This window comes from Methyloversatilis discipulorum (genome assembly GCF_000527135.1).
Classification (GTDB): domain Bacteria; phylum Pseudomonadota; class Gammaproteobacteria; order Burkholderiales; family Rhodocyclaceae; genus Methyloversatilis; species Methyloversatilis discipulorum.
Genome location: NZ_AZUP01000001.1, coordinates 3772499 through 3795496, shown reverse-complemented (window position 1 = coordinate 3795496; position 22998 = coordinate 3772499). Strand labels below are relative to the sequence as shown.

The 22998-nt window shown below is 67.1% G+C and carries 24 protein-coding genes and 1 tRNA gene; 7 read left to right on the top strand and 18 right to left on the bottom strand.

Features of this window, described 5'->3' with window-relative positions; all coding sequences use genetic code 11:
- Positions 1-7: 7 nt before the first annotated feature.
- Positions 8-1363: an N-acetylmuramoyl-L-alanine amidase gene (locus tag METFAM1_RS0117745; RefSeq protein ID WP_024300815.1), complete on the bottom strand. Its 1356-nt coding sequence runs from the start codon at positions 1361-1363 to the stop codon at positions 8-10.
- On the bottom strand, positions 1312-1824 hold the full coding sequence (tsaE, locus tag METFAM1_RS0117740; RefSeq protein WP_019916817.1) for a tRNA (adenosine(37)-N6)-threonylcarbamoyltransferase complex ATPase subunit type 1 TsaE: 513 nt from the start codon (positions 1822-1824) through the stop codon (positions 1312-1314). Before tsaE ends, METFAM1_RS0117745 begins: the two co-directional genes overlap by 52 nt.
- A gap of 54 nt (positions 1825-1878) precedes the next feature.
- On the opposite strand from tsaE, the gene queG reads away from it, so the two are divergent.
- Entirely contained in the window at positions 1879-2958 is a 1080-nt protein-coding gene (gene queG / locus METFAM1_RS0117735) for a tRNA epoxyqueuosine(34) reductase QueG (RefSeq protein WP_019916816.1), read from the top strand.
- Positions 2955-3155 carry a SlyX family protein gene (locus METFAM1_RS0117730; RefSeq protein ID WP_019916815.1) on the top strand — a complete coding sequence of 67 codons (201 nt, stop codon included), beginning with the start codon at positions 2955-2957 and terminating at the stop codon, positions 3153-3155. The genes queG and METFAM1_RS0117730 overlap by 4 nt, the downstream gene beginning before the upstream one ends.
- 25 nt (positions 3156-3180) lie before the next feature.
- On the opposite strand, the gene gluQRS is transcribed toward METFAM1_RS0117730, so the two are convergent.
- Complete coding sequence (gene gluQRS / locus METFAM1_RS0117725) at positions 3181-4065, bottom strand: tRNA glutamyl-Q(34) synthetase GluQRS (protein ID WP_019916814.1); 885 nt, start codon at positions 4063-4065, stop codon at positions 3181-3183.
- Positions 4066-4104: 39 nt separating this feature from the next.
- Here gluQRS and trxA point away from each other — a divergent pair, with 39 nt between their 5' ends.
- Positions 4105-4482 carry a thioredoxin gene (gene trxA / locus METFAM1_RS0117720; protein ID WP_019916813.1) on the top strand — a complete coding sequence of 126 codons (378 nt, stop codon included), beginning with the start codon at positions 4105-4107 and terminating at the stop codon, positions 4480-4482.
- A gap of 30 nt (positions 4483-4512) precedes the next feature.
- Here trxA and METFAM1_RS0117715 read toward each other — a convergent pair whose 3' ends face one another.
- A complete protein-coding gene (locus METFAM1_RS0117715; RefSeq protein WP_232419803.1) occupies positions 4513-5157 on the bottom strand; it encodes a glutathione S-transferase family protein in 645 nt (214 codons plus the stop codon).
- A 231-nt stretch (positions 5158-5388) separates the two neighbouring features.
- Here METFAM1_RS0117715 and METFAM1_RS0117710 point away from each other — a divergent pair, with 231 nt between their 5' ends.
- Complete coding sequence (locus METFAM1_RS0117710; protein ID WP_019916811.1) at positions 5389-7215, top strand: thioredoxin domain-containing protein; 1827 nt, start codon at positions 5389-5391, stop codon at positions 7213-7215.
- Positions 7216-7236: 21 nt separating this feature from the next.
- On the opposite strand, the gene METFAM1_RS0117705 is transcribed toward METFAM1_RS0117710, so the two are convergent.
- The 9 genes from METFAM1_RS0117705 to METFAM1_RS0117665 form a co-directional block, all read right to left on the bottom strand.
- Complete coding sequence (locus METFAM1_RS0117705) at positions 7237-7734, bottom strand: DUF1579 domain-containing protein (RefSeq protein WP_232419802.1); 498 nt, start codon at positions 7732-7734, stop codon at positions 7237-7239.
- 148 nt (positions 7735-7882) lie between these two features.
- Positions 7883-8974, bottom strand: coding sequence for a redox-regulated ATPase YchF (gene ychF / locus METFAM1_RS0117700; protein ID WP_019916808.1), 1092 nt, complete (start codon positions 8972-8974; stop codon positions 7883-7885).
- 15 nt (positions 8975-8989) lie between these two features.
- Positions 8990-9616, bottom strand: a complete 627-nt coding sequence (gene pth, locus METFAM1_RS0117695) for an aminoacyl-tRNA hydrolase (protein WP_019916807.1) — start codon at positions 9614-9616, stop codon at positions 8990-8992.
- A 9-nt stretch (positions 9617-9625) separates the two neighbouring features.
- Positions 9626-10234, bottom strand: coding sequence for a 50S ribosomal protein L25/general stress protein Ctc (locus METFAM1_RS0117690; protein WP_019916806.1), 609 nt, complete (start codon positions 10232-10234; stop codon positions 9626-9628).
- A gap of 61 nt (positions 10235-10295) precedes the next feature.
- The gene (locus METFAM1_RS0117685; RefSeq protein WP_019916805.1) at positions 10296-11246 is read right to left on the bottom strand and encodes a ribose-phosphate pyrophosphokinase; all 951 of its coding nucleotides are present in this window, start codon (positions 11244-11246) and stop codon (positions 10296-10298) included.
- Between the two features lie 156 nt (positions 11247-11402).
- Positions 11403-11479 (bottom strand) — tRNA-Gln (locus tag METFAM1_RS0117680).
- A 41-nt stretch (positions 11480-11520) separates the two neighbouring features.
- The gene (gene ispE, locus METFAM1_RS0117675) at positions 11521-12417 is read right to left on the bottom strand and encodes a 4-(cytidine 5'-diphospho)-2-C-methyl-D-erythritol kinase (protein ID WP_019916804.1); all 897 of its coding nucleotides are present in this window, start codon (positions 12415-12417) and stop codon (positions 11521-11523) included.
- The gene (lolB, locus tag METFAM1_RS0117670; RefSeq protein ID WP_019916803.1) at positions 12414-12998 is read right to left on the bottom strand and encodes a lipoprotein insertase outer membrane protein LolB; all 585 of its coding nucleotides are present in this window, start codon (positions 12996-12998) and stop codon (positions 12414-12416) included. The genes ispE and lolB overlap by 4 nt, the downstream gene beginning before the upstream one ends.
- Complete coding sequence (locus tag METFAM1_RS0117665) at positions 12998-14731, bottom strand: tetratricopeptide repeat protein (RefSeq protein WP_024300813.1); 1734 nt, start codon at positions 14729-14731, stop codon at positions 12998-13000. The genes lolB and METFAM1_RS0117665 overlap by 1 nt, the downstream gene beginning before the upstream one ends.
- Before the next feature lie 185 nt (positions 14732-14916).
- Between METFAM1_RS0117665 and mutM the strand changes: the two genes are divergently transcribed.
- Both mutM and METFAM1_RS0117655 read left to right on the top strand, forming a co-directional pair.
- Positions 14917-15729 carry a bifunctional DNA-formamidopyrimidine glycosylase/DNA-(apurinic or apyrimidinic site) lyase gene (gene mutM / locus METFAM1_RS0117660; protein WP_024300812.1) on the top strand — a complete coding sequence of 271 codons (813 nt, stop codon included), beginning with the start codon at positions 14917-14919 and terminating at the stop codon, positions 15727-15729.
- Between the two features lie 46 nt (positions 15730-15775).
- Complete coding sequence (locus tag METFAM1_RS0117655) at positions 15776-17731, top strand: dynamin family protein (RefSeq protein WP_019916800.1); 1956 nt, start codon at positions 15776-15778, stop codon at positions 17729-17731.
- A gap of 21 nt (positions 17732-17752) precedes the next feature.
- Here METFAM1_RS0117655 and METFAM1_RS0117650 read toward each other — a convergent pair whose 3' ends face one another.
- The 5 genes from METFAM1_RS0117650 to METFAM1_RS0117630 all read right to left on the bottom strand — a co-directional run bounded on the left by METFAM1_RS0117650 (position 17753) and on the right by METFAM1_RS0117630 (position 21844).
- Entirely contained in the window at positions 17753-18004 is a 252-nt protein-coding gene (locus METFAM1_RS0117650; RefSeq protein WP_024300811.1) for a YfhL family 4Fe-4S dicluster ferredoxin, read from the bottom strand.
- 1 nt (position 18005) lies between these two features.
- Positions 18006-18506 carry a pantetheine-phosphate adenylyltransferase gene (gene coaD, locus METFAM1_RS0117645; protein ID WP_019916798.1) on the bottom strand — a complete coding sequence of 167 codons (501 nt, stop codon included), beginning with the start codon at positions 18504-18506 and terminating at the stop codon, positions 18006-18008.
- The gene (gene rsmD / locus METFAM1_RS0117640; protein WP_019916797.1) at positions 18503-19036 is read right to left on the bottom strand and encodes a 16S rRNA (guanine(966)-N(2))-methyltransferase RsmD; all 534 of its coding nucleotides are present in this window, start codon (positions 19034-19036) and stop codon (positions 18503-18505) included. Before rsmD ends, coaD begins: the two co-directional genes overlap by 4 nt.
- A gap of 82 nt (positions 19037-19118) precedes the next feature.
- Positions 19119-20459, bottom strand: coding sequence for a M16 family metallopeptidase (locus METFAM1_RS0117635; protein ID WP_019916796.1), 1341 nt, complete (start codon positions 20457-20459; stop codon positions 19119-19121).
- Positions 20459-21844 (bottom strand): M16 family metallopeptidase, encoded by a 1386-nt coding sequence (locus tag METFAM1_RS0117630; RefSeq protein ID WP_019916795.1) that lies wholly within the window; start codon positions 21842-21844, stop codon positions 20459-20461. Before METFAM1_RS0117630 ends, METFAM1_RS0117635 begins: the two co-directional genes overlap by 1 nt.
- A 107-nt stretch (positions 21845-21951) precedes the next feature.
- On the opposite strand from METFAM1_RS0117630, the gene ftsY reads away from it, so the two are divergent.
- The gene (gene ftsY / locus METFAM1_RS0117625) at positions 21952-22998 is read left to right on the top strand and encodes a signal recognition particle-docking protein FtsY (RefSeq protein ID WP_019916794.1); all 1047 of its coding nucleotides are present in this window, start codon (positions 21952-21954) and stop codon (positions 22996-22998) included.

Genomic DNA, 22998 nt, shown 5'->3' with positions numbered 1-22998 from the left:
CGGCCGCTTACAGCGAGGCCAGCCGCGACTTGGCCATCGGCGGATTTTTTGCCAGGTAACGGCGGATGCCGCGCAGGATGGCGTCGGCCAGCTTGTCCTGGTAGGCGTCGTCGGTCAGCCGCTTCTCTTCTTCCGGGTTGGAAATGAAGGCGGTCTCGACCAGGATGGACGGGATGTCCGGCGCCTTCAGCACGGCGAAGCCGGCCTGCTCGACATGCGGCTTGTGCAGCGTATTCACGCCACCCAGTTCGCCCAGCACGGCACGGCCGAGCTTCATCGAATCGTTCATCGTCGCCGTCTGCGACAGGTCGAGCAGCGTGCGCGCGAGATACGGGTCCTTGACGTCGAGATTGACGCCGCCGATCAGGTCGGCCGAGTTCTCGCGCTGCGCCAGCCAGCGCGCGGCCGAACTTGTGGCGCCACGGTCGGACAGCACGAACACCGAACTGCCGCGCGCGTCCGGCCGCACGAAGGCGTCGGCGTGAATGGACACGAAGAGGTCGGCGCGCACGCGGCGCGCCTTGGCGACGCGAGTGCCCAGCGGCACGAAGAAATCGGCGTCGCGCGTCAGCACGGCACGCATCGTCGGGTCGGCGTCGATCTTCTTCTGCAGGCGCTGTGCCACTTCCAGCGTCACGTTCTTCTCATAGCTGCCGCCGCGGCCAACCGCACCCGGGTCTTCGCCGCCGTGGCCGGGGTCGAGCACGATGGTGACGAGGCGGCTCACGTCGACCTCCGTCTTCTTGCTGCCCGCATCGCGCGACGCGGTCTGATTCGCCGGTTCGGGTGCCGGCTCGGCCGCCTGCGACTGTGCCGGCGCGTCGGGCTGGTCGGGAGCGACGTCGCCCTGGTACTGGATGTCGCCCTGACGCGCGAGCTGCATCAGCGGGTCGATGGGCTGCGACGGATAGATGTCCATCACCAGCCGGTGGCCGTACTGACCGACCGGCGCCAGCGTGAATACCTGCGGCTTTACCTCGGTCTTCAGTTCCATCACCAGACGCACCACGCCCGGCTTGTTGCGGCCGGCGCGGATGAGCTTGATGTAGGGATCGGTATCGGAAATCTTGCCCGGCAGGCTGCCGAGCACGTTGTTCAGCTCCACGCCCTCGATGTCGATCACCAGGCGTTCCGGGTTCTGCACCGTGAAGTGCGCGAACTTCAACGCGTCGCGGGATTCCAGCGTGATGCGGGTATATTCCAGCGACGGCCAGACGCGGACGGCCAGCAGCGAGGTGGCGGCGGCGCGCCCGACCGGGCTCACCGACAGCAGCAGTGCAGCGCCGGAAAACCCGAGAAAATCGCGCCGGCTCAGGTCGCGGGCGGAAGTCCTTCCGCGGCGACGGACAAACGGCTTAAACATGCCCGACCTCCTTCGCTGCCGGCGGACAGCCGCGCACGACGCGCCTCGCCGACCACGGCGAGCGCGATGCGCAGATCGGGCGGCGGCAGATGCGCACCCGCCTTGTCCGGCCATTCGACCAGACAGACGCCCGCGCTTTCGCCGGTTTGCCCGAAGTATTCGTCCAGACCTGCTTCGATGAATTCATCCGGATGCGTGAAGCGATAAAAATCAAAGTGATACAACGGGAAGTTTAAGCTAGAAATAGCATACGATTCAAGCAAAGTGAAGGTCGGACTTTTTACCTTTCCCGTATGGTCAAGCGCCCGGAGCAGTCCGCGCACCAGCGTGGTCTTGCCGGCGCCCAGGTCGCCGTCCAGAAACACGCACAGGCCGGGCGCCAGCGCGCGCGCCAGTTGCGCGCCCAGCGCCTCGGTGGCGGCGGTGTCGGCGAGGTCCATCGTCAGGGTCGAATCATTCATGGCGGTCTGCGCAAAATCGGATCGGCAGCCATTATCCGCCCGGGTGGCGGCGCGATGAGTGGCGCCCTGCCCTGCAGCCCGGACGAACTGGTCGCACGCATCCGCGACTGGGGGCGCGACCTGGGTTTTGCGTCGGTTGGTATCTCCGGCATCGATCTGGGCGAGGCCGAAGCCCGGCTGCTCGACTGGCTGGCCGCCGGCCGCCACGGTGAACTGGACTACATGGCGCGCCACGGCGCAATGCGGGCACGTCCGGCCGAACTGGTGCCGGGCACGCTGTCGGTCATCAGCGCGCGCATGCCGTACTGGCCGGACGACTCAGCGGACGCGCAAGCGGTGCTGGACGACGGCGATCTCGGCTATGTGTCGCGCTACGCACTCGGCCGCGATTACCACAAGGTGCTGCGCAACCGGCTGCAGAAGCTGGCGGAACGGATCGAGAGCGTGGTCGGCCCGTTCGGCCATCGGGCGTTCACCGATTCGGCGCCGGTGCTGGAGGTCGAGATCGCCCGCCGTGCCGCTCTGGGCTGGCGCGGCAAGCACACGCTGCTGATCCACCGCGACGCCGGCTCGATGTTCTTCCTCGGCGAACTGTTCACCACGCTGCCGCTGCCACCCGACGCGCCGCAGGCCGACCACTGCGGCACCTGTACCCGCTGCATCGACGTCTGCCCGACCGGCGCCATCATCGCGCCCTACCAGCTGGACGCACGGCTGTGCGTGTCCTACCTGACGATAGAACTGGACGGCCCGATTCCCGAGCCGCTGCGCCCGGCGATCGGCAACCGCATCTACGGCTGCGACGACTGCCAGCTGGTGTGCCCGTGGAACCGCCACGCGGTCATGGCCGTCGAGCCGGATTTCGCGGTGCGCAACGGACTGGACGACGCCTCGCTGACCGAACTGTTCGCCTGGTCGGAAGACGAATTCAACCGCCGCCTCGAAGGCAGCGCGATCCGGCGCATCGGCCACGAACGCTGGCTGCGCAATATCGCAGTCGCGCTCGGCAACGCGCCGTCCGCCGCCGCCCATATCGCCGCGCTGCAGGCGCGCGCCGACCATGCCTCACCGGTCGTACGCGAACACGTCGCCTGGGCGCTGGCCCGACAACATTCTCCGGACACACCGACATGACCGACCGCCTGAACGACCTCGAAGCCCGCATCGCGCTGATGGACGACATGCTGGACGCGCTGAACCGCACCGTGTTCGAGCAGCAGCGCGCCATCGAATCGCTGCAGTTGCAGCTCAAGCACGTCTATGCGCAGGTGCAGGGCATGCAGCCGGCCGAGCGCGCCGACGCGCAGCAGGACATTCCTCCGCACTACTGAGTCCATCTGCTGCTGCGCCCATCTGCTACTGCATTCCGGACAGCGCAGTCGGCGTCCACCGCTGCACCGCCCACGCGAGCAGATCCTGAAGCCCGGACGCCACGACGTCGGTCGGCGGCGGATGGCGCAGGAAAGCGAGTGCCTCCGCCAGGTCGGTCAGCGCGTCGGCCGGTTCCAGCGCCGGCGCACGTGTCTGCTTGGACAGCTTTTCGCCGTTCGCGTCGAGCACCACCGGCACGTGTGCATAGCGCGGCTGCGGCAGGCCGAGCGCGCGCTGCACCAGGATCTGCCGCGGCGTCGAGGTGAGCAGATCGGCACCGCGCACGATGTCAGTCACGCCCTGGTCGGCATCGTCCACCACCACCGCCAGCTGATAGGCGCAGTAGCCGTCGGCACGCCACAGCACGAAATCGCCGGAATCCGCCGCCACATCGACCGCGATGCGACCGAGTACGCGGTCGTCGAACGCAACCTCGCCCGCTGGCACGCGCAACCGCCAGGCGCGTGGCGCGATGCCGGCTCGATCGCGGCAGGTGCCGGGGTAACGCCGTGCGCCATCGGAGGCCAGCGGCTGCGACTCCAGATCGCGGCGGGTACAGACACAGCCGTAGGCCTGACCGCGGGCGACTAGAGCGTCGAGCGCGGCGCGGTAAAGCGCGGTACGCCGGCTCTGCCACACCACCTCGCCGTCCCAGTGCAGGCCCAGCGCGTCGAGCTGGCGCAGGATGGTGCCTGCGGCCTCGGGCGAGCAGCGCGGCTCGTCCACGTCCTCGATGCGCAACAGCCAGCGGCCGCCAGCGGCGCGCGCATCCAGCCAGCTGGCCAGCGCCGCCACCAGCGAACCCTTGTGCAGCGGGCCGGTCGGACTGGGAGCAAAACGGCCGACATACGGGCGACGCTCGGCTACCATGCCGGCTCGCCCCCGAGCGATTCACACCCAAGGACCCCCATGGCCACCATCGAACTTACCGAAGACAGCTTCAACAGCACGGTCGAGAACAACCCTTTCGTCATCATCGATTTCTGGGCACCCTGGTGCGGCCCCTGCCGCAATTTTGCCCCGGTCTACGAAGCGGCGTCGGAAAAGTATCCGGACATCGTGTTCGCCAAGGTGAATACCGAAGAGGAACAGGGCATCGCGGCCGCCTTCGGCATCCGCTCGATTCCGACCCTGATGGTGTTCCGCGACCAGATCGTGCTGTACGGACAACCGGGTGCGCTGCCCGCCGGTCAGTTCGAACAGCTGATCGAACAGGCGAAGGCGCTGGACATGGACAAGGTGCGCTCCGAAGTGGCCGCCCAGCAGAGCGACGGCGCGACGTCCTGATCGCAGCGGGTTGCCGGCGGATCCACCGGCTCAGCGATAGCCTTCTTCGGCCAGCACGCGGCGCACCACCGGCCGCTCGCGCATGCGCCGGTAGAAGGCGAGACAGCGTGGCGGCAGCGGCAGGCCGATGCGGTCGGCCCAGAAGGTGACGTAGAACAGCGCCGCGTCAGCGACCGTCAGGTCGTCGCCGAACAGATGGCCGTCGTCGTCGATGCGCGCGTCGATCAGTGCGAAGGCCTCGTCCACCAGGGCCCGGCCCTGCGCCTTGATCGCCTCCAGCCACGGCGGCTCCGCCCCCTCGTCCACGCCCGTAGGCAGGTAGCGCTCGGGCGTGAAGATGCGCGTGTAGCCGGCGCCATGCACGGTGCCCACGACATAAGTCATCAGATCGACGGCGCGCGCGGCGTCGAACGGCGACGCCGGCAACAGCCGTGCGCGCGGGAACTGCCAGGCCAGCCACAGCGCGATGGACTGGAATTCGGTCAGCGCCGGATCTTCGTCGATCTGCAGCGCCGGAATCGTGCCCTTGGGGTTGATCGCCAGATATTCCGGGCGACGGTGATCGCCGGCAGGCAGGTTCACGACGTATGCCTCGAACGGCAGCTCCAGATGTTCGAGCAGGATGTGGATGCCGGTCGAGCACGAGCCCGGCGTCATGTGGAAGCGCAATCGCATGGTCTGCCTCGGTCGGTGTGTGGCCGGCGCGCACCGCGCGCCGCATCTCTCCGGCACCGGAAAAGCAAGATGCGTGCAGCGCATGCACGGATCTTGCTGAGCGTCCCGCATCCGCCGGCCAGCGCGGATGCATGAGCCCGCTCGCCCGCCCGAATGTGGGCTTTGGCGTACGCGGCTGTCCTCATTGTCGCGTTCGCGCCGGCCGCACCTGCCGCCCGCGAAGGACATCCGATGAGCACCGACACCGCACTCGCACCGCGCAACCGACTGGCCGGTGAAACGTCCCCTTACCTGCAGCAGCACGCCGGCGATCCGGTGCACTGGTATCCGTGGGGCGAAGCCGCCTTCGCCGAGGCACGCCGGCTCGACCGCCCCATCCTGCTGTCGGTCGGCTACGCCTCCTGTCACTGGTGTCATGTGATGGCGCGCGAGTCCTTTGCCGATCCGACCACGGCTGCCGCCATCAATGAGGGCTTCATCGCCATCAAGGTGGACCGCGAGGAGCGACCCGACATCGACGGCCTCTACCAGCAGGCGCTGCAACGGCTGCGTCGCGGCAACGGCGGCTGGCCGCTCACCGTCTTCCTGTCGCCGCAGGGTGTGCCCTTCTACGGCGGCACCTATTTCCCGCGCGAGGCGTCCGGCGGACAGATCGCACTGCGCGACGTACTGGCGTCGGTCAGCACCGTGTGGACCGAAAGGCGCGCCGATCTGGCGCGCCAGGACGAAGCGCTGATTGCGGCGCTGAGCGCCGCCCTGCCGCAGCCGACCGGCGCGCCGCTGGACCCGTCGGTGCAGGAGGAGGCGATACAGCAGCTGGCGGTCGCCTTCGACGCCCGGCACGGCGGCTTCGGCGGCGCGCCGAAGTTTCCGCATCCGACCGACCTCGACTTCCTGCTGCAGCTGGACAGCGACATCGGCACACCGTCGCCGCGCACGATGGCACTGGAATCGCTGCGTCACATCGCCGAAGGCGGCCTGTTCGACCAGCTCGGCGGCGGCTTCTTCCGCTACAGCGTCGATCCGGCCTGGCACATCCCGCACTTCGAAAAGATGCTGTGCGACAGCGCGATGCTGCTGCCGCTCTACGCCAATGCCTGGCGGGCGAGCGGCGAAGCGCTGTTCCGGCGCACCGCCGAGCTCACCGGGGACTGGGCATTGCGCGAAATGCGCAGCGACGACGGACTGTTCTGCAGCGCCCTTGCCGCCGACGACGCCAGCGGCCGCGAAGGCGGCGCATATCTGTGGGAAGCCTCGGCGCTGCGCGAGGTGGTGACACCGGTCGAATGGGATCTGTGCGCGGCACACTGGGGCCTGATCGATCCGCCCGGCTTCGAGGGGAAATTCTGGCATCTGCGCGTTGCCCGTCCGGCGGAAAAGCTCGCCGCGATGCTGGGCCAGCCGGCGGACGCGGTGCAGGCGGTGATAGACGAGGCACGCAGTCGTCTGCTGGAGCGACGCGACGAGCGCGGGCGCGCCGCACGTGACGGCAAGACACCGACCGCCTGGAACGCGCTGATGGTGAGCGCACTCGCCCACGCCGGCGCCGTGCTGGGCCGCAGCGACTGGCTGGACGCCGCGCGCACCACCTTCGACGCGCTGCGCGCGGCACGCTGGCGCGAGGACATCGACGGCGCCGACCGACTGCAGTCGTTGCCCGGTATCGACGGCTTTCTCGACGACCACGCCTTCCTGCTGGACGCGGCACTGACGCTGCACGAAGCCGCGCCGCACGACGGCGACCTCGCCTTCGCCGCAAGGCTGGCCGAGGTGATGCTGCTGCGTTTCGAAGACGACGCCAGGGGCGCCTTCTTCTTCACCGCCCACGATGCGCTGCCGCTGTTCCACCGCAGCAAACCCGCGCTCGACGCCGCCACGCCCGGCGGCAACGGCGTCGCCGCGCTGGCCTTGATCAGGCTGGCACGGCGTACCGGCAACACGCGCTACGTGAACGCGGCCGAGCGCTGCGTGCGCCTGTTTGCTGCCACCGTGCGGGCCGACCCGGCCAGCCACACCCGCCTGCTCATGGCCGCGCGCTGGCTGGACGAGGGGCGTTGAGCGACGGCGCGAGCGCGTCGCTCACGCACCCTGCTGCCGGCGGTAACGGATACGCATGATGGGCGACCAGTTGCCCGCGGCGTCCTGCACATGCGAAGACAAGGTGCGCTCGTCCGGGCCGTGGACCTCTATCGTGTCGCGGTAGCGCGCGGTGCCGCTGCCGGAGAAGGCGGGTCCTTCGCTGTACAGCGACAGCACGCGGCCGGCGGCGTCCAGTTCGCCCTCGTACTGCCACAGCGTCGTCATCATCGACCCTGCCCAGTTGCCGACGAAGCGGCCGCCGTCTCCGCGCGTCGGGTCGAAGCCCAAGGTCATCAGAGTGCAGGCCGCGCTGCCATCCGGCATGTCACCGCGCCCCTCGAACAGCACCCACAGATCGCCGAGCGCGCGCACGGTTTCGCAGCCGCTCCAGCACGCGTCGTCCGGCCCTCCGTCGGCCACCGGTTCGCTCTTTCCGCGCCATTCACCCTCGAACTGCTTCAGCCATCGATGCTGATCCTGCGCTTCGATCTTCATCATGTGCTCGCCCTCCATCCTGTCGTGACGCCTGTCCCGATGACCGGCGTATACGAAGTAGACGAAGCGGAGCGGGAAGATTCGACAGCGGACGAAAAAAAGCCCCGGCAACCTCGGGTTGCCAGGGCTTCTGCCGCGGTGGGCATGCAGCTCAGACGTTGAACAGGAAGTTCAGCACGTCGCCGTCCTTGACCACATATTCCTTGCCTTCGGCGCGCATCTTGCCGGCTTCCTTCGCGCCCTGTTCGCCCTTGAAGGCGATGAAGTCGTCGAAGGCGATGGTCTGGGCGCGGATGAAGCCGCGCTCGAAGTCGGTGTGAATGACGCCGGCCGCCTGCGGCGCGGTGTCGCCCTTATGGATGGTCCAGGCTCGCACTTCCTTCACACCGGCGGTGAAGTAGGTCTGCAGGCCCAGCAGGTCGTAGCCGGCGCGGATGAGGCGATTCAGACCCGGCTCTTCGAGGCCGAGGTCGGCCAGGAACGCCTTCTTGTCCTCGTCGTCGAGGTCGGCCAGTTCGGCCTCGATCTTCGCGCACACCGCCACCACCGGCGCACCTTCCTTGGCCGCGAACTCCCGCAGGCGATCGAGGTAGGGGTTGTTTTCGAAACCGTCTTCGAGCACGTTGCCGACATACATGGCCGGCTTGATCGTCAGCAGGCACATCGGCTTGACGATGGCCTTGTCGTCGTCGGACAGGTTCAGCGTGCGCGCCGGCTTGCCTTCATTCAGGTGCGGCAGCAGCTTTTCCAGCACGGCGACCAGCTTGGCCGCGTCCTTGTCGCCGGCGCGCGCCTTCTTGGTGTCACGCGCGATGGTGCGCTCGACGGCGGCAAGGTCGGCCAGCGCCAGTTCGGTCACGATAGTTTCGATGTCGGCGATCGGGTCGACGCGGCCATTCACGTGCACCACGTTCTCGTCGTCGAAGCAGCGCACCACGTTCACGATGGCGTCGGTTTCGCGGATGTTGGCGAGGAACTGGTTGCCGAGGCCTTCGCCCTTGCTGGCGCCGGCGACCAGACCGGCGATGTCGACGAATTCGACGATGGCCGGCTGTATCTTCTGCGGCTTCACGATTTCGGAAAGCTGCGCCAGACGCGGGTCCGGCACCTCGACGATGCCGACGTTGGGCTCGATCGTGCAGAACGGGTAGTTCTCGGCGGCGATGCCGGCCTTGGTGAGCGCATTGAAAAGGGTGGACTTGCCGACGTTGGGCAGGCCGACGATGCCGCATTTTAGGCTCATGTCTGGATTCCTTGATTAGGCACTCTTGGGCGCCTTGCCGGCGCCGGGCTTCGCATTGAGCAGGGTGGACACGCGCGTCCAGTCGCCGGCGGCAATCATCGGCCAGGCGTCGAGCGCGCGCCCGATGGCGGCGTCGATATCGCGCTGTTCCTCGATGCGCGGACGGTGCAGTACATAGTCGGCCACTTCCGATCCCGGTGCCAGCTGACGCGGATGGCCGATGCCGATGCGCAGCCGCCAGTAGTCGTGCGTGGCCAGATGGGCGCTGATGTCTTTCAGTCCGTTGTGACCGCCAAGGCCACCGCCGAATTTCAGGCGCAGTTCGCCTGGCTGGATGTCGAGTTCATCGTGCACCACCAGTATTTCAGCCGGTGCGATGCGGAAGAAGCGGGCGAGCGCGCCGACCGACTGGCCGGAGCGGTTCATGAAGGTCTGCGGCAGCAGTATCGTGATGCCATCGGCACGCGACGAGCCGGTGAAGCCATTGAATCGCGCTTCACGGTTGAGCGTGACGCCCAGCTTGCGTGCCAGCCCCTCACAAAACCAAAACCCGGCGTTGTGCCGGGTTTCGGAATAGTCCGGACCGGGGTTGCCCAGTCCGACGACGAGCCGGGGCACGGCTTTGGAACCGTTCCCGGACATCGCCTGTGCTTACTTCTCTTCGCCGCCTTCGGCCGCGGCTTCGTCAGCCTTGGCGCCGCGCGGCAGCGTCAGCGTAACGATCACCGGGTCGGCGCCGTGGGTCAGCGCTTCGACGCCGGCCGGCAGCTTGATCTGCGACACGTGGATGGACTGGCCGACCGACAGGCCGGACAGGTCGACTTCGATGAATTCCGGCAGCTGGCTCGGCAGGCACTGCACGTCCAGCTCGTTCATCACGTGCGACACGATGCCACCCTGCAGCTTGACGCCCGGGGCCGCATCGGCATTGACGAAGTGGAACGGCACCTTGGTGTGCAGCTTGTGCGTGGCATCGACGCGCTGGAAGTCGACGTGCAGCACCTGCAGCTTGTAGGCGTGCATCTGGGTGTCGCGCAGCAGCACGGTTTCCTTCGTGCCTTCGACGTTCAGCGTCAGCACGGATGCGTGGAAGGCTTCCTTGCGCAGGGCGTGGAAGATTTCGTTGTGGTCGAGCGTGATCGGCGTGGCGGGCTTGTCGCCGCCGTAGATGATGGCCGGGACCTGGTCGGCGCGACGCAGGCGGCGGCTCGCTCCGGTGCCCTGCGCATCGCGCTTCTTGACGTTCATTTCGATGGACATGATGACTCCTGGTGGATGAAGGGTCGCCCGCGACCAGGCGACCCGGGGTGTCCCGCTTCAATTACTCCATGAAGAGGGACGAAACGGATTCCTCGTTGCTGATGCGCAGCAGGGTTTCGGCCAGCAGCTCGGCGATGGACACGACACGGATGCGGCCGCAGGCCTGGGCGGCCGGCGACAGCGGGATGGTGTCGGTCACGACCAGCTGGTCGAGATCGGAATTCTGGATGCGATTGACCGCCTCGCCGGACAGCACGGCGTGGGTACAGTAGGCGAGCACGCGGGCGGCGCCGTGTTCCTTCAGCGCCTGTGCCGCCTTGCACAGCGTGCCGGCGGTGTCGACCATGTCGTCCATGATGACGCAGGTGCGGCCGGTCACGTCGCCGATGATGTTCATCACTTCCGACACGTTCGCCTTCGGGCGACGCTTGTCGATGATGGCCAGATCGCACTCGAGGCGCTTGGCGAATGCGCGCGCGCGCACCACGCCGCCAACGTCGGGCGAAACGGCCATCAGGTTCGGATACTCCTGCTTCCAGATGTCGCCGAGCAGGATGGGCGTGGCGTAGATGTTGTCGACCGGGATGTCGAAGAAGCCCTGGATCTGGTCGGCGTGGAGGTCCACCGTCAGCAGGCGCTGCACACCGACGGCCTGCAGCATGTTGGCCACCACCTTGGCGGTGATCGGCACGCGCGCGCTGCGCGGGCGACGGTCCTGGCGGGCGTAGCCGAAATAGGGCATCGCCGCGGTGATGCGACCGGCCGACGCGCGCTTCAGCGCATCGACCAGGATGACCAGTTCCATCAGGCTGTCGTTGGTCGGCGCACAGGTCGATTGCAGCACGAACACGTCCTTGCCCCGGACGTTCTCGAGGATTTCGACGTTGACTTCGCCGTCGGAGAAACGGCCCACCTGCGCGCGGCCGAGCGACATGTTGAGCCGCTTGGCAACGTCCGCCGCCAGTTTGGGGTTGGCGTTGCCGGTAAAGATCATCAGGCTGTCGTAAGCCATGCTGCCTCGCGAAACTCGGTGATTGCTGAATTGAAACCGGGAGAACCGGTCCTGCTCTTTCCAGGCGGATGACCGGTTTCAACCCGTCGGCATGCCTGCTGCCCTGAAAACACATCGGGCAGGCCCGCACTCCCTGCGGGCCCGCCCGATCAAATTTGGCTGAGGAGGAAGGATTCGAACCTTCGAATGCCGGAATCAAAATCCGGTGCCTTGACCAACTTGGCGACTCCCCAAACTCTGCATCGACCGCGTCGCGCGCCTGCGCCACACGGTGTCAAACCTGTGCAGACATCCGGTACAGCGGGTGCTCGTCCAGCCCCTGTGCAACGAATCCCTGCCAGCCCGCCGGCCACGATGCCGACGACGCCTTCATCAAATCCTGTGCTGCCTGCAGATCCGCGCATTGTACAAACACGCACGCGCCCGAACCGCTCATTCTTACCGCACCGCGCCCGGCCAGTGCCGCCAGCATGTCGATGGCCTGCCTGACTTCCGGGTACAGCCTCGCTGCGACCGGCTCAAGATCGTTGCGCCCGAAAAGCGCCGCCGAATCAGCCGCTGCAGCAAAGTCCGCTATTGTGCAAGCTTCGGTATTTCGTGTCAATTCCGGGTCGGCAAAAATCCGTGGCGTCGGTACCGACACGCCGGGCGCCACGACCAGATAGGCCGCCGGCAGCAGTTCGAGCGGCTGCAGCACCTCGCCGACACCCTCGGCAAACGCGGCGCGGCCGAACACGAACACCGGCACGTCGGCGCCCAGCCGCAGCCCCAGCGCCTGCAGCTGCGTGCGCGGCAGATCCAGTTCCCACAGGCGGTTCAGCGCGATCAGCACGGTGGCCGCGTCGGAACTTCCGCCACCGAGACCGCCTCCCATCGGCAGCCGCTTGTCCAGTTCGATGTCGGCACCCCGCCGGCAGCCGGTCTCCGCCTGCAGCAGGCGGGCGGCACGCACACACAGGTCGTCGGCCTCGGGCACGCCGGGCAGTGGGTTGACGCGCCTCACCTCGCCGTCGTCTCGCGGCGAGAAGCGCAGGCGGTCACCGAAATCGACGAAGCGGAAGGCGGTCTGCAGCAGGTGGTAGCCATCCGGGCGGCGGCCGGTCACGTGCAGGAACAGATTGATCTTGGCCGGTGCGTCGAGCCAGACCTGCCAGTCGATACGCGCAGTCACGGCAACGGGTACCAGGCGTCGATGCGCAGACGGAAGCTGTGTTCGCCGTCGCTGGCGTCGATCTGCCGCGGCAGGGCGTCCGGGCCGTCGCCGTCGTATTCGGTGAATTCGACGCGCCAGGACTGTTCGGTCAGCACGGCGACACGGCCGGCGGCGTCACGCGACCGCACGTCGGCGCTGCCCGGCCGGCCGGTCACCCAGTAGGCGGCCCGCGACAGCGGCAGTTCGGCGCCGAACACCGCGCGCGACAGTTCGTCGAGCGTCGCCGCCTCGGTGACGCGCTGGCGCTCGTCGATCAGGCGCACGCCCTGCGCGTCGCGCACCAGCTGCGCCAGCACCTTGCCGAGCGGTCCGTTGATCTGCAGTTCGTCGCGGTCCTTCGCGTGCTGCCAGTCCAGCGCCGCCGAGGCGGTCTGTTCGGGCCCTTTCACGACGAAGCGCCCGCTCAGCGAAAAGGCGGGATTGACCGCGTCACGCGCACGCTCGCGCAGCGCCAGCACCTGCGGATCTTCGACAGCCGGCGGCGGCAGGGCGGCACAACCGGCCAGCGCCAGCGCGCCGGCACACAGCAGCGCCCGCATCACGGGATGTAGCGTTTGATGGTCGATTCCAGCGCAGCGTTGTCCGGGTGCTGAGCAGCAACCGTGCGCCACAGCTTCTCGGCGTCCTCGCGACGACCGAGCAGCCACTGCACTTCGCCGAGGTGAGCGGCGATTTCCGGATCGGGTCGGATCGCGAAAGCGCGCTCCAGATAGGTCAAGGCACCGTTCAGATCGCCACGCCGGAACAGCACCCAGCCCATGCTGTCGAGAATGAAGGGGTCGTCCGGCGCCAGTTCAAGCCCCTTGGCGATCAGCGCCTGCGCCTCGTCGAGGCGGATGTTGCGATCGGCGAGCGAATAGCCGAGCGCGTTGTAGGCATGGGCATGATCCGGTTTCACCTCGATCACCCGGCGCAGCCGCTGTTCGGCGACCTCGATGCGGTTCTGCCGCTCAGCGATCATCGCCGTCTCGTACAGCAGTTCGGCATTGTCCGGCTGCGCGACCAGCGCCTCTTCGAGCACGGCGTAACCTTCTTCGACCCGGTTCGCATCGCGCAGCAGCTGGAATTCCATCAGCGCGGAACGCGCCTTGTCGCCGCCCGGCCGTGCGGCAAGATCGCGCAGATGAGCGCGCGCTTCGTCGAGTCGCCCGGTGCGGCTGAGCAGCAGCACGTAACGCCCCTGCGCGCCGAGGTAGTGGTCGCCCTGCCCGACCTGGCGGTACCAGTCGAGCGCTTCGTCCGGCTGCTTCAGCTCCTCGGCCAGCTGCCCGAGATAGAGCTTGATCAGGTTCATGTCCTGATAGCGCAGCGTCAGCAGCCGCTTGAAATAGGTCTGCGCGCCGGCGTAGTCCTGCATCTGCATCGCCAGCACACCGACCGCGAACACGACGTCCGGATTGTTCGGCGCGCCGCCGAGAATGTTCTCGAACTGCTTGCGCGCCTCCGGGAAATTGCGTTCGGCCACCAGCGAACGTGCATATTGCAGCCGCACGTCACGTGCCTGCGGATACTTCTTCAGGTAGTCGCCCATCAGCCGGGTCGCGGCGTGCGGATCGCTCTCGGCAGTGGCCTGCGCCTTCAGCAACAGGCCGGGTTCCCATTCCGGGCGCATGTCGTGCGCCTTGGTCGCGTCGGCCAGCGCCCGCTTGGGCTCGCGCGCCTGCATCGCCGCCTGCGAGCGCGCGAACCAGGCCTCCGGGTACTGCAGATAGGGCTCGGTCAGGCGATCGACCATGGCCAGCACCTCGGCCTTGTCGGACAGGCGCCCCAGCACACGGTTGAGCCGCAGCAGGCTTTCGCCGATCTGGTTGCCCTCCTGCGCGAGCAGGCTGGCGAGTTGCGGTTCGAGCTCCTGCGGCCGGTTCGCATTGACCAGCAGACCGGTCAGCATCTGCCGCGCCTGTATCGATTCGGGATCGAGTTCCAGCCAGAGCTGGGTGGCCTGCAGCGCGATGTCGTTCTGTCGACTGAAGGCGGATATTTCGGCCGCGCGCTTGGCGATGCGCGGGTCACGGGTCGATTGCGCCAGATCCATATAGGCCGACGCCGACAGACCCAGCTCGCCGCGCTGTGCCGCCACCTCACCGAGCAGCAGCTGGTAGGTGATCTGGCGCGTCAGTTCGATTTCGGGCAGAGGCGGCGTGCGCGGCGGCGCGGATTCCGCCGGTGCCTCGGTCGGCGCAGCCGCCACCGGCGGCCGCTTGGCGGTCTGCGCGCAGGCGCCGAGCACGAGGGGAAGAAGGACTGCAAGCAGGAGGGGTCGGGTCGTCATGGGCATGATCGCCAGTGGCCAGGGTGATTTCGCAACGGACTGAAGCGCTTACGACCTTTGAGTGTGAGGGCTAGAATTCGTTGCAGCGCCCCCGGCGCACCGCCCTATGCGGCGCCGATGCCGGAAACGGCTTCGATCTTATTCCAAAACGCACCCCCGCCGCCGTGCCGCGGCTCACCTTTCCGATGCCCGAACTGCCCGAAGTCGAAGTAACGCGCCGCGGCATTGCCGCGCCCTTGACCGGGCACGTGGCGACCGCGGTCACCCTCCGCAACGCCCGGCTGCGCTGGCCGGTCCCCGCCGACCTGCCCGCCATGCTGCCCGGCCAGACGCTGCGCGACATCGACCGCCGGGCCAAATACCTGCTGCTGCGCTTCGACCGTGGCACGCTCATCCTGCACCTCGGCATGTCCGGCAGCCTGCGCGTGCTCGATCGCGACGTGCCGGCGGCCACGCACGATCACGTCGACATCGTCTTCGGCGACCGCGTGCTGCGGCTGCGCGACCCACGCCGCTTCGGCGCCGTGCTGTGGCACGAGGGGGCCGACGCGACCCACCCGCTGCTCGCCGGCCTCGGTCCCGAACCGCTGGGCGACGATTTCAGCGCCGCCGGGCTGCACGCCGCACTGACGCGGCGGCAGTGCGCGATCAAGCTGGCCATCATGGACAGCGCGGTGGTGGTCGGCGTCGGCAACATCTACGCCTCGGAAAGCCTGTTCCGCGCGCGCCTGCGCCCGGGCATGGCGGCCCGGCGCCTGACGCGTCCGCAGTGCGCGCGCCTGTACGACGAAATCCGCGCCACGCTGCGCGACGCGCTCGACGCCGGCGGCAGCACGCTGCGCGACTTCATGCATGCCGATGGCGAACCGGGCTATTTCCAGCAGTCCTATTTCGTCTACGGACGGGACGGCCAGCCCTGCCGCGTATGCGGCACGGCTGTGCGCAACCGCCGGATGGGCGGACGTTCGACCTTCTTCTGCCCGACCTGCCAGCGATAGCGCGCAGCGCCTGTGCTAGATTGACATTTGCGTGGAGGAGACGGCGATGGGCATGCAGGAGGAATTGTCGGCATATGGCGCCTGGCGTACGCGGGTCGAGCAGACCATCGTGCGTCTGCGCGGCTGGCTGTTCGAAAGCAACCTGAACGACAGCCACAACGATCTGTGCATCGAACAGCTGCTGCAGAAGCTGCGCGACGACCGTCTGGTCGTCGCCTTCGTCGCCGAGTTCTCGCGCGGCAAGTCCGAACTGATCAATGCCATCTTCTTCGGCGACCAGGGCGCGCGCGTGCTGCCGTCCAGCTCGGGCCGTACCACGATGTGCCCGACCGAACTGATGTACGACGGCGCCCGCCCGGCCTGCATAGATCTGCTGCCGATCGACACCCGGCGCGGCACCACCACGGTGTCCGACCTGAAGTCACAACCGGGCGCATGGAAGCGGATCGACCTCGATACCACCTTGACGGCCGCGATGCAGCAGGCGCTCGGACGCGTCAGCGAACAGCGCCGCGTGGCTATCGGCGAAGCCGAAGCACTTGGCTTCCGCATCGACCTGAGCGGCGAGAATGGCCTGCAACCCGATGCACAGGGCATGGTCGAGGTGCCGGCCTGGCGCCACGCCATCATCAACCTGCCGCACCCGCTGCTGCGCCAGGGGCTGGTCATCCTCGACACCCCGGGCCTGAACGCGATCGGCGCAGAACCTGAACTGACGCTGTCGCTGCTGCCGTCTGCACACGCCGTGCTGTTCGTGCTCGGTATGGACACCGGCGTCACGCAGAGCGACCTCGGCGTCTGGAAGACGCACGTCACCGCGGCCGGCGGGTCGCGTCAGGGCCGCATCGCCGTGCTGAACAAGATGGACAGCCTGTGGGACGGCCTGCGCACTGAAACCCAGATCGAATCGGAAATCACCCGCCAGATCGCCTCCTGTGCGGCCACGCTGGACATTCCGGAGTCGCGCGTGTTTCCGGTATCGGCGCAGAAGGGGCTGCTGGCCCGCATCCAGCAAGACGGCGCGCTGCTTGCGCGCAGCCGCCTGCCGCAGCTCGAACGCGCACTGGTCGAGGATCTGCTGCCAGCCAAGCGCGACATCGTCGGCGCCGCCGTCGACAAGGACGCACGCGAGCTGATCGGCCGCACGCGCGAAGTGCTGGCCGGACGCCGGCGCAGCATCGACGACCAGCTGGCCGAGTTCTCCGACCTGCGCGGCAAGAACCGCGGTGTCATCCAGTACATGCTGAAGCGGGTGCGGGCGGAAAAGGAGGAATTCGAACGCGGCCTCGAACGCTTCTATGCCACGCGCAACGTGTTCTCGTCGCAGACCAATGTGCTGTTCGGCCACCTCGGCATGGACGCGCTGCGCGCACGCACGAACCACACGCGCGAACAGATGGAGGCAGCCAACTTTTCGCTGCAGCTGCGCGACGCGATGAACGCCTTCTTCGACGACGTGCGCGACAGCCTGACCCGCTCTGCCGCCAGCGTGGATGAAATCTTCCGCATGATGGAAGCGATGTACCAGCGCTTCTCGACCGAGCACGACCTGCGGCTCGGCGTGCCGGTACCCTTCTCGGTCCATCGTTACGAGAAGGACATCACCCGGCTGGAAAAGGCCTTCCACCAGCAGTTCAACACCTGGCTGAACATGCTCACCACCGAAAAGCGCCAGCTCACGCAGCGCTTCTTCGAAACCGTCGCCGTGCAGGTGCGCAAGCACATGGAAGTGGTGAACCGCGACGTCGAACACTGGCTGCGCGCCATCATGGCGCCGCTCGAAAACCAGGTGCGCGAACACCAGAAGCAGCTCAAGCGCCGGCTGGAAAGCGTGAAACGCATTCACGAAGCGACCGACACGCTGGAAGAGCGGATCGAGGAATTGCGCCAGACCGGCGCAGCCATCGATCAACAGCTCGAAGAACTGGCGCGTCTCGAAAGCGCGCTCGATTCGGCGCTGAAGGCGCCGGTGCTGCGGGTCATCTCGGCCGCGGCAGCCTGAGCACGCCGGGGCCGTCGAACGTCAGGCCTTGGCGGTAAGGTGGTTGTACTTCTCCAGCAGCTGCTCGCGGGTTTCCTTGTGGTTCGGATCCAGCGGAATGCAATCGACCGGACAGACCTGCTGGCACTGCGGCTCGTCGAAGTGGCCGACGCACTCGGTGCACTTGGACGGATCGATCACATAGATTTCCGGTCCCTGCGAAATCGCCCCGTTCGGGCATTCCGGCTCGCACACATCGCAGTTGATGCATTCGTCGGTGATTATCAAAGACACTTCATTTGCCTCCACGCATTGCTTCAACCTTGTCGCCTATCCGCGCCAGCACCGAGGGCTGCACGAACTTGCTGACATCACCGCCCAGTGAGGCGATTTCCCGGACCATCGTGGCCGAGATGAACATGTACTGATCGGCCGGCGTCAGGAACACCGTTTCGACGTCAGGACGGAGCACCCGGTTCATGCCGGCCATCTGGAATTCGTATTCGAAGTCGGACACCGCGCGCAGGCCGCGCACGATGATCCGCGCCTTGCACTCGCTCAGGAAGTCCATCAGCAGGCAGGAAAACCCGCGCACCTCGACATTAGGATAGGCCGCGAGTATTTCGCGCGCCATGTCGACCCGTTCGTCGGTGGTGAAGAAGGGCCGTTTGGAACGGCTTTCCGCAACGCCAACGATGACGCGGTCGAACATCGCCGCTGCGCGCCGCACAAGGTCTTCGTGGCCGCGCGTGATCGGGTCGAAAGTGCCCGGATAGACCGCAATGGTGCCGTTCATGATCGTTCCAGCAGCTGGTAATGGACTTGCCCCGCCCGCCCTTCGCGCGTCGCCCGGTAATCGCCAAGCGCCGGCACCGGCTGTTCGGCTTCGCAATAGATCACCGCGTCGTCGGTCAGCAGATGCGGCAGATGAGCTACCACTCGATCGAGCAGACCCTTGCCGTAAGGCGGGTCGAGAAAGAGTACATCGAAGCGCCGCGGTGGCTGGGCGGCGAATTCTAGCGCATCGCCTCTGACCAGCCTGACCTGCGGCGCCGGCAGCAGTTCGACCGCTTCGCGCAGCTTGCCGAATGCGCGGGCGTCCCGCTCGACCAGCGTGACCGAGGCGGCGCCGCGGGACGCCGCCTCAAAGCCGAGCACGCCGGTGCCGGCGAAGAGATCGAGGCAATGCAGGCCGTTCAGGTCCTGGCCCAGCCAGTTGAACAGGCGCTCGCGCACCGAATCCGGAGTGGGGCGCAGCCCCGGCACTGCCGCGACCGGAAGGAGGCGGCTGCGCCACTGGCCGCCGATGATGCGTATGCGGGACATGGCGACAATTCTACCTGCGTGCCCGCACGCACTTGTGGCGGCTTGTTTCGTGTTGCCGGGCGCCGCCGGCAGCGACCCACCCTCAGTCGCCGGCGACGATCACCCGCACCATATGGTCGGCGGACAGGCGGCGCTGGAATGCTTCCTTCACCTGTGCCGCCGTCACAGCCTCGACCCGCTCCTGGAACTTGTTGAGCCAGTCCAGCGGCAGGCCGTAGAAGCCGATGGTCGCGAGGCTGTCGAGCAGCTTGCGGTTGCTGTCCAGGCGCAACGAGAAGCCGTCGACCAGATTGCGCTTAGCCGCCTTCAGTTCGTCGGCGGTCGGACCGTTGGCGATGAAGGTCGCCAGCGTTTCATCGACCACCTTCAGCGCATCGGCCGCCTGCGCACGCTGCGTCTGCAGGCCGATCTGGAAGGGGCCGGGCTGGCGCTGCGGGCTGAAGTAGCTGTAGACGCTGTAGGCGTAACCGCGCTTCTCGCGCACTTCCTTGGTCAGCCGCGACACGAAGCCGCCACCGCCGAGAATGTAGTTGCCAACCTGCAGCGGGAAGAAGTCGGGGTCGCCTCGGCGGCTCACCGGCTGACCGACGAAGATGTGGCTCTGGTTGGCCGGGTGCGCGATGCGTTCGGTGGCGGCCTTGGGCATCGTCACGTCGGCGATCGGCGGCAGCGGTTCGCCGGCCGGCAGGTCGCCGGTCAGTTGCAGCGCGATCGCTTCCGCCTGTTCGCGCGTCACGTCGCCGACGATGGACACCACCGCGCGCGAGGCGACGTAATGGCGGCGGTAGTGCGCCAGCACGTCGTCGCGAGTGATCGCGGCAATCGACTCGACGGTGGCGCTGCGGCCGTAGGGGTGGTCGCCATAGAGCGCTTTCGCGAAGCGCTTGGCGCCGATCTGGTCCGGCTTGGTGTCGGCTTCGCGCAGGCTGGCGATGGCGCGCGCCTTCTCGCGTTCGAGCACGGTAGCCGGGAATTCGGGCGCCGTCAGCACGGTGCGCATCAGCGCCAGTGCGCCTTCGCGCTCGCGCGCACTGGCCAGCGTGCGCAGCGACAGTCCGGCGCGGTCGTTGTCGGCCGAGCCCGAAAGGCGCGCGCCCAGATCGCTGAGTTTCTCGGCCAGCGCATCCTCGTCCAGACCGCCGGCCCCGGAATCGAGCAGGCCGTGGGTCATGCCGGCCAGGCCGCTGAGACCGCCGGGGTCGCGTGCCGCGCCGGCATCGAAATCGACCTGCACGTCGAGTATCGGCAACACGTGGCTTTCGACGAAATAGACGCGTGCGCCATTGGCGGCGGTCCAGTGCTGGATATCGACATTGGCCAGCGCCGGCGTTGCGAACGCCAGCACGCACACCGCGCGCAACAGCGCGCTGCGGAAGAATCGGATCATCGGAATCACCTGCAGGAAATCGTTGTGCGTACGCATCAGTGGCGCAGACCGGCCGGCTTGGCGCGGGGCTTCGCGTCCGGGTCGAGCGGCTGCGGGTCGAGCACGGCGACGGTCAGCGTGTCGTCGCCGAAATACTTGCGCGCCACCGCCTGCACCTCATCGGCGGTGACCGAACGCAGCTTTTCCAGCATGCGGTCGGCGTCCTGCCAGCGGTAGCCGGACGCTTCGAGACGCCCGATCTCCATCGCCTGCACATAGGTGGAATCGAGCTTGTAGATCTGCGCGGCGACTGTGAGCGTCTTGATGCGCTCGAGTTCGGCGGCCGACACGCCTTCGTCGGCGATGCGCTTCACTTCCGCCCGCAGCGCCGTCTCCAGTTCCGCCACCGTATGCCCCTTGGCGGGCGTACCGCCGAGCATGAAGGTGACCTCGCCGCGCGCGGTCGAATCGTAGTAGGCACCCACCTCGACCGCGATCTGGCTGCTGCGCACCAGCGCGCGCGGCAGGCGCGACGCCGCGTGGCCATCGAGAATGCCGGCCAGCACTTCCAGCGCATAGGGTTCGCGATCGTTCTCGACGTCGCTCAGCTTCGGCACCTTCCAGGCCATCGCCAGTTGCGGCAGTTCGGCCGGCGCCTTGACGACGATGCGGCGCTCGCCGGTCTGCGGCGGCTCGGCGGTCACCTTGCGCACCGGCTGCGCCACCGGCTTCATGTGCCCGTAGTGCTTCTTCACCAGTTCGAACACCCTCTTGTGGTCGACATCGCCGACCACTACCACGTAAGCGTTGTTCGGCGCGTACCAGAGCCGGTACCAGTTACGCGCGTCGTCCGGCCGCATTTTCTCCAGATCGTTCATCCAGCCGATGACCGGGCGGCGATAGGGGTGGGCGATGAAGGCGCTGGCCATCAGTTGTTCGTGCATCTGCGCCTGCGGCTGGTCGTCGGTGCGCAGCCGGCGCTCTTCCATCACCACTTTCAGCTCACGCGCGAACTCGTCGTCACCGATGACCAGATTGCGCATGCGATCCGCTTCCAGCTCGATCATCTTCGGCAGTGCAGCGGCCGGCACGCGCTGGAAATAGGCGGTGTAATCGTGACTGGTGAAGGCGTTGTCGTTGCCGCCGGCGCGGGCGACGATGTCGTTGAACTCGCCCGGCTTCAGCTTCTTCGTGCCCTTGAACATCATGTGTTCGAGCAGGTGGGCGATGCCGGTGGTGCCGTCCTTTTCGTCCATCGCACCGACGCGGTACCACACCATGTGCATGGCCACCGGCGCTCGATGGTCTTCCTTGACGATGACGCGCAGGCCGTTGCTCAAGGTGGTTTCATAGGGGTTGGCACGGGCTGGCGACGCCGCTGCCAGCGTCAGGGCCAGTGCGCCACACAGTGCGATGCCATTGGAAAAACGGCGCAAATCCATCTGATACACTCTCCGCCAAAGTACGCGATCCGGGCCAAACCCTTGATCGCGCCTGTATTTTCAAGCCGTGCGGCTGTCTGCACGGTGCTTCACTGACCGTCCCCCACATGTTTGGTTTCTTCAAGAAGGACAAGCCGGCCGCACCCGACGCGGTCGCGCAGCCGGAAACTGCGCCGGCTTCGGTCGCGCAGGATAGCGCGCCCGAGGCGGCCGCGCCGAAACTGTCCTGGGCGCAGCGCCTGCGCGCGGGGCTGTCGAAGACCCGGGCTCAGCTCGGCGGCCAGCTCAGCGCGCTGTTTTCGCGCACCAAGGTCGACGACGAACTGCTGGAAGAGCTGGAAACCCTGCTCATCACCTCCGACGTCGGTCTGGACGCCACCACACATCTGCTGGACGTGCTGCGCGAGCGCGTACGCCGCGAGCGGATCGAGGATCCGGCGAAGCTGCGCGACGTGCTGAAGGAAGAGCTGACGAAGCTGATCGCGCCGCTGGAAAAGCCGCTCGATCTTGACGCGCACAAGCCCTTCATCATCATGATCGCCGGCGTCAATGGCGCCGGGAAAACCACCTCGATCGGCAAGCTGGCAAAGCATTTCCAGGCCCAGGGCAAGAGCGTGCTGCTGGCTGCCGGCGACACTTTCCGCGCCGCCGCGCGCGAGCAGCTGGAAACCTGGGGTGCCCGTAACAACGTGGCGGTGATCGCCCAGGATTCCGGTGACCCGGCCGCCGTCGTGTTCGACGCGGTCAATGCCGCGCGCGCCCGCAATATCGACGTCGTGCTGGCCGACACCGCCGGCCGTCTGCCCACCCAGCTGCACCTGATGGACGAGATCGCCAAGGTGAAGCGGGTGATCGCCAAGGCCGATCCGACCGGCCCGCACGAAGTGCTGCTGGTGCTGGACGGCAACATCGGCCAGAACGCGCTGGCCCAGGTGAAGGCCTTCGACGCCGCCATCGGCGTGACCGGCCTGGTCATGACCAAGCTGGACGGCACCGCGCGTGGCGGCGTCATCGCCGCCATCGCCAAGCAGCACGCGCCATCGCGCCCGATCGCGCTGCGCTACATCGGTGTCGGCGAAGGCGTGGACGACCTGCAGCCCTTCCGCGTCGGCGAATTCGTCGACGCGCTGTTCGACACTCCGCAAGGCGCCTGA

Bases quoted from the DNA above. Each gene is read 5' to 3' on its own strand.
- METFAM1_RS0117745 (WP_024300815.1), bottom strand. From the start codon at position 1,363: ATGTTTAAGCCGTTTGTCCGTCGCCGCGGAAGGACTTCCGCCCGCGAC.
- tsaE (WP_019916817.1), bottom strand. From the start codon at position 1,824: ATGAATGATTCGACCCTGACGATGGACCTCGCCGACACCGCCGCCACC.
- queG (WP_019916816.1), top strand. From the start codon at position 1,879: ATGAGTGGCGCCCTGCCCTGCAGCCCGGACGAACTGGTCGCACGCATC.
- METFAM1_RS0117730 (WP_019916815.1), top strand. From the start codon at position 2,955: ATGACCGACCGCCTGAACGACCTCGAAGCCCGCATCGCGCTGATGGAC.
- gluQRS (WP_019916814.1), bottom strand. From the start codon at position 4,065: ATGGTAGCCGAGCGTCGCCCGTATGTCGGCCGTTTTGCTCCCAGTCCG.
- trxA (WP_019916813.1), top strand. From the start codon at position 4,105: ATGGCCACCATCGAACTTACCGAAGACAGCTTCAACAGCACGGTCGAG.
- METFAM1_RS0117715 (WP_232419803.1), bottom strand. From the start codon at position 5,157: ATGCGATTGCGCTTCCACATGACGCCGGGCTCGTGCTCGACCGGCATC.
- METFAM1_RS0117710 (WP_019916811.1), top strand. From the start codon at position 5,389: ATGAGCACCGACACCGCACTCGCACCGCGCAACCGACTGGCCGGTGAA.
- METFAM1_RS0117705 (WP_232419802.1), bottom strand. From the start codon at position 7,734: ATGATGAAGATCGAAGCGCAGGATCAGCATCGATGGCTGAAGCAGTTC.
- ychF (WP_019916808.1), bottom strand. From the start codon at position 8,974: ATGAGCCTAAAATGCGGCATCGTCGGCCTGCCCAACGTCGGCAAGTCC.
- pth (WP_019916807.1), bottom strand. From the start codon at position 9,616: ATGTCCGGGAACGGTTCCAAAGCCGTGCCCCGGCTCGTCGTCGGACTG.
- METFAM1_RS0117690 (WP_019916806.1), bottom strand. From the start codon at position 10,234: ATGTCCATCGAAATGAACGTCAAGAAGCGCGATGCGCAGGGCACCGGA.
- METFAM1_RS0117685 (WP_019916805.1), bottom strand. From the start codon at position 11,246: ATGGCTTACGACAGCCTGATGATCTTTACCGGCAACGCCAACCCCAAA.
- lolB (WP_019916803.1), bottom strand. From the start codon at position 12,998: ATGCGGGCGCTGCTGTGTGCCGGCGCGCTGGCGCTGGCCGGTTGTGCC.
- METFAM1_RS0117665 (WP_024300813.1), bottom strand. From the start codon at position 14,731: ATGACGACCCGACCCCTCCTGCTTGCAGTCCTTCTTCCCCTCGTGCTC.
- mutM (WP_024300812.1), top strand. From the start codon at position 14,917: ATGCCCGAACTGCCCGAAGTCGAAGTAACGCGCCGCGGCATTGCCGCG.
- METFAM1_RS0117655 (WP_019916800.1), top strand. From the start codon at position 15,776: ATGGGCATGCAGGAGGAATTGTCGGCATATGGCGCCTGGCGTACGCGG.
- coaD (WP_019916798.1), bottom strand. From the start codon at position 18,506: ATGAACGGCACCATTGCGGTCTATCCGGGCACTTTCGACCCGATCACG.
- rsmD (WP_019916797.1), bottom strand. From the start codon at position 19,036: ATGTCCCGCATACGCATCATCGGCGGCCAGTGGCGCAGCCGCCTCCTT.
- METFAM1_RS0117635 (WP_019916796.1), bottom strand. From the start codon at position 20,459: ATGCGTACGCACAACGATTTCCTGCAGGTGATTCCGATGATCCGATTC.
- METFAM1_RS0117630 (WP_019916795.1), bottom strand. From the start codon at position 21,844: ATGGATTTGCGCCGTTTTTCCAATGGCATCGCACTGTGTGGCGCACTG.
- ftsY (WP_019916794.1), top strand. From the start codon at position 21,952: ATGTTTGGTTTCTTCAAGAAGGACAAGCCGGCCGCACCCGACGCGGTC.